The following is a 5,187-nucleotide window of genomic DNA, read 5'->3' on the forward strand; positions in this document are numbered from 1 at the left end:
AACCGAAAAAACCCTCATTATCATGCTGATTTCAAAACCCGCTGATTTCAAAAGCCGGGGAATAAAATTCCCCGTCTAATAGCGAAAGTCCTCTAAAAGAGGACTAAAAACCGAAAAAAACCCTCATTATCATGCTGATTAAAAACCCCGCTCATTTAGTCGGATTCATCCGACTTAAGCTATTAGACAGGGGTTTTCAACCCCTGGCTCAACCCCTGGCTGATCTGACTGGCTGATCTGACTGAATGAAAACCCCAAATCAACCCCGTCGTTATGATGCTGATTTCAAAAGCCGGGGAATAAATTCCCCGTCTAATAGCAAAAGTCCTCTAAAAGAGGACTAAAAACCGAAAAAACCCTCATTATCATGCTGATTAAAAACCCCGCTCATTTAGTCGGATTCATCCGACTTAAGCTATTAGACAGGGGTTTTCAACCCCTGGCTAACTGGCTAACCCCTGATTAACCCCTGGCTAACCCTGGCTAACCCCTGGCTCATCTGACCGACTAACCAACTAACTAACCTAATTTTTAAACTGAAATTAATATCATGTCCAAAGATCCAGAAATTCGCTTACATAAAGAATGGTTAGGCTTTCTCCAGCCCGTGGGATTGGTGGTTTCTCCGCCCGCATTGTCAGCAGCCCAAGCGGTGGTTAACCGCAACGTAGTAGAACTGCAACAAACATTACAAGCAGTTGCCAGTGGTACAGCTTTGCCGGGTGACAGCGAAAATGAACGCTTTTGCATTACTGATTTTTCCGCCTTTGCTATCAATGTTTTAGGTTGGGAAACAGCAGATTTAGTTGATAGTCCCGCAGAATTAGCGATCGCTCTCCCAGATTATCAAGAAACTTTGATACCGACTTACGCTGTCCCCAACCCCGATGGCGGCTGGATGATGCTAATTCAAGTATTGAATCCTGGTACTGAACTTGACAACGCCGGGGTAGAGGATAGTAAATCTACTGGTTGGCACGCCAGCCCCCAATCTAAATTTGAACGGCTGTTAAAAGAAACCAAAGTTTACACCGGGCTATTGGGCAACGGTACAGAATTACGGTTAGTTTATGCCCCACCAGGAGAATCATCAGGACACCTGACCTTTCCTGTCCAGGCTATGTGTGAAGTATCGGGGCGGCTGATTTTGGGAGCAATGGAAATGTTGCTCTCAGCAGAACGCCTGTTTAATGTCCCCACAGACAGGCGTTTACCTGCCATCCTCGAAAAAAGTCGGAAATATCAAAATGATGTCTCTATCAAGCTGGCAGAGCAGGTATTAGAGGCATTATGGGATTTACTCCGGGGCTTCCAGACAGCAGATGCCACGACTAACAGCCGCTTATTAGATGATATCGCTGCCACAGCCCCCCAGCACATTTATGGCGGACTGATTACCATCTTGTTGCGGTTGGTATTCCTGCTTTACGCTGAAGACCGGGGCTTGATGTCTCAAGATGCAGTTTATACCCGCTACTATTCCGTGAGTGGACTTTACGATCGCTTGCGAGAAGATGCCGGCAATTATCCAGATACAATGGATCAGCGGTATGGTGCTTGGGCGTGGTTGCTGAGTCTGTTTCGTTTGGTTTATGAAGGTGGGGGTCACGCTGATTTATACTTACCTGCTCGTCATGGACAACTCTTTGATCCTGATGAATATCCCTTTTTAGAAGGTCGTCCCCAGTCTACAAAATATCAATCAGGGGCAAGTATAGAACCGCCTCGCGTCTCTGACGGGGTAATTCACAGGGTACTACAAGGGTTACTGATCTTGGACGGAGAACGCCTATCTTACCGGGCTTTGGATGTTGAGCAAATTGGCTCAGTTTATGAAGCGGTTATGGGCTATGAGGTAGAAAGAGCAAATAGCCCTGCTATCGGTGTTTGGAGTAAACCCAAAGGTTCTAAATCTTCGGTGACGGTGGTGGTTAGTGTTGAAGAGGTTCTCAAAACCAAAGCGGGGGAACGGGCTAAATATTTAAAGGATATTGCAGGTTGTGAAGTTACTGGTAAATCCCTGACGGAGTTAAAAGCCGCGCAGACAGCAGAAGATGTCATAGCAGCGTTAGGACGCAAAGTATCACCGAAAACACCGAGTTTAATGCCTGTGGGTTCGCTGTATTTGCAACCAGGGGAAGAACGGCGGCGCAGTGGTTCTCATTATACCCCCCGTGCATTGACTGAGCCGATAGTTAAGGAAACTCTCAGACCGATTTTAGAGGCTTTGGGAGAAAACCCCACACCTGAGCAGATTTTAGAGTTAAAGATTTGTGATTTGGCTATGGGTTCGGGGGCGTTTTTGGTGGAAAGTTGTCGTCAATTGGCGGAAAAGTTGGTTGAGGCTTGGAATAAACCCCTCCCCAGCCCTCCCCTTGGTAAGGGGAGGGTGTCCGATAGGACGGGTGGGGTGTTTGAAATTCCCCCAGACGAAGAACCGTTACTTTATGCGCGGCGGTTAGTAGCCCAACGGTGTTTGTATGGTGTGGATAAAAACCCTTTTGCGGTGAATTTGGCGAAGTTATCTTTGTGGTTGGCGACTTTGGCGAAATCTCATCCTTTTACATTTTTAGATCATGCTTTTAAGTGGGGAGATTCTTTAGTTGGATTGAATAAGGAACAAATTAAAAATTTTAGTTGGGAAAAAGACACTACTTATGATGATCCGAATTTACCTTTGTTTAATCAGGCGATAGATAAAGCCAAGTTTTACCGAGATGAAATTCACAATTTAGATGATGATAATTATGCAGCCAAGCGAGGTCTGTATGAAAATATAGAAACAGAGTTGCAAGATATTCGGTTAAAAGGTGATTTGGTGATTGCGTCTTTTTTTACTAAGGATAAAGATAAAGCGAGAAAAGATGAGCGTGATAATTTATGGTTAAAATTTTATAACTGGCAGAAAAATCAAGATGATGATTTAGATGTCAGGCGGATTTGTCAGGAATTGCGCCATGGTGAGAAACCAGTTCCGGCATTTAATTGGGAAATTGAATTTCCCGAAGTATTTGACAGAGATAATCCCGGTTTTGATGGAATTGTTGGTAATCCGCCTTTTTTAGGTGGTAGGAAAATATCAGGTCATTTTTCTACCAGTTATTTACACTTTATACAATGTTTAACACCTGAAGCAGGAGGTCAAGCTGATTTAGTTACTTACTTTTTTCGTCGTGCTTTTGAGTTAATAAAGAAAGGTGGAACATTAGGTTTAATTGCTACAAATACTATAGCACAAGGAGATAGTAGATATGCTGCTTTAAGATGGATATGCCAGCATGATGGTACTATTTACTGTGCTAAAAAAAGAGTGCGGTGGGCAGGAGATGCATCTGTTATCGTAAGTGTTATACATTGTTTTAAAGGAGAATATTATAGTTCAATAAAACTAAACGATAAATTAGTAAATAAAATTACAGCCTATCTTTTTCACAAGGGCACAAGCGAGAATCCTTTCAGTCTAATTACTAATAAGGATAAAATTTTTAAAGGTGTAGAAATAGGTAGTCCTGGATTTAATTTTGATGATAAAAATTCAAATGCTTGGAATATGAGCCTTATGACAGAAATCACTAAATTAAATCCAAAGAATAAAGATAAAATTTTTCCATTTTTAGGCGGTGATGAAGTTTTAGAGCATCCAGAGCATCAACATTATCGTTATGTTATCAATTTACATGATTTAACTGAAGAAGAAGCACTTCAATATCCTGAACTTATGAAATTACTTGAAGAAAAAGTAAAAAAGCAAAGAAATGGTACTAGTAATGAATCAATTTCATTCTGGCGTTATCGTAGACCAGGAATTCTTCAAGCAAATTATTCTAAGGATAGATTTTTGATGAAACCTTATACATCTAAATATCATGCTTTTGCCTTTATTCCTTCATCAACTATAATTGCAACTCCTCATTCTGTAATTGTTAAAGATACTTATGACTGCTTTGCGACGCTTCAATCTCGCATACATGAAATATGGACATTATTTTTTGGTTCAACATTAGAAGACCGTCCAGTTTACACACCTTCCGACTGTTTTGAAACCTTCCCCTTTCCCGAAGACTGGGAAAACAACCCCATATTAGAACAAGCGGGAAAAACTTATTATGAATACCGCGCCGAATTGATGGTAAAAAACAACCAAGGACTGACAGACACCTACAACCGATTTCATGACCCCGACGAATACGACAGCGACATACTCAAACTCCGCGAACTTCACACCGCAATGGATAAAGCAGTTCTCGACGCTTACGGGTGGGGTGATATATCCACAGAATGTACATTTTTACTCGACTACGAAGAAGAGGAAGAAGAAGACAACCCCAAAGGAAGAAATAAGAAAAAACCTTGGAGATATCGCTGGACAGAAGCAACCCATGATGAAATATTAGCCAAATTATTAGACCTCAATCAAACCCGCTATGAAGCAGAAATCTTAGGAGGTAAAGTTGCAGAAGGGAAGAAAAAAGGCAATACTAAAAAAGCAAGTAAAACCCGAAAACAGACACCCGATAATATCCCAACTATTACTGGTTTCACAGAACCATAATTGTAGGTTGGGTTGACGCAAGGAAACCCAACAAATATCAAAATCAGGATTTAGGTTTGATAAAAAAATATCTTCTTTTGGCTTTTTGTGGGAAATCAAATAAATGTCGGAATCAGGATTTCCGGGATTTAAGGATTTACAGGATGTTGATTTTATCCATTCGTCGGTTTATTCGTTTGTTGATTTATCCATTTGTCGGTTTATTCATTTGTCGGTTTATCCGTTCGTCGGTTTATTCATTTGTCAGCCAGGGGTTATAAACCCCCGTCTCATAGCGAAAGTCCTCTAAAAGAGGACTAAAAAAAATCAACACAATTAATATTACCCTTTCCACCAATCGTCTTCAGACGATTTCAGCTTTTAGACAGAGGTTTTTAACCTCTGGCTATTCATTCTGTAATTGTTAAAGATACTTATGACTGCTTTGCGACGCTTCAATCTCGCATACATGAAATATGGACATTATTTTTTGGTTCAACATTAGAAGACCGTCCAGTTTACACACCTTCCGACTGTTTTGAAACCTTCCCCTTTCCCGAAGACTGGGAAAACAACCCCATATTAGAACAAGCGGGAAAAACTTATTATGAATACCGCGCCGAATTGATGGTAAAAAACAACCAAGGACTGACAGA

1 protein-coding gene is annotated in these 5,187 nt (G+C 41.2%); it reads left to right on the forward strand.

Annotation, left to right across the window (positions count from 1 at the left end; all coding sequences use genetic code 11):
* The first annotated feature begins 550 nt into the window (after positions 1-550).
* Complete coding sequence (locus A9Y75_RS23625) at positions 551-4,552, forward strand: DNA methyltransferase (protein WP_071191983.1); 4,002 nt, start codon at positions 551-553, stop codon at positions 4,550-4,552.
* Positions 4,553-5,187 lie beyond the last annotated feature (635 nt).

This window comes from Trichormus sp. NMC-1 (assembly GCF_001858025.1).
Taxonomy (GTDB): domain Bacteria; phylum Cyanobacteriota; class Cyanobacteriia; order Cyanobacteriales; family Nostocaceae; genus Anabaena.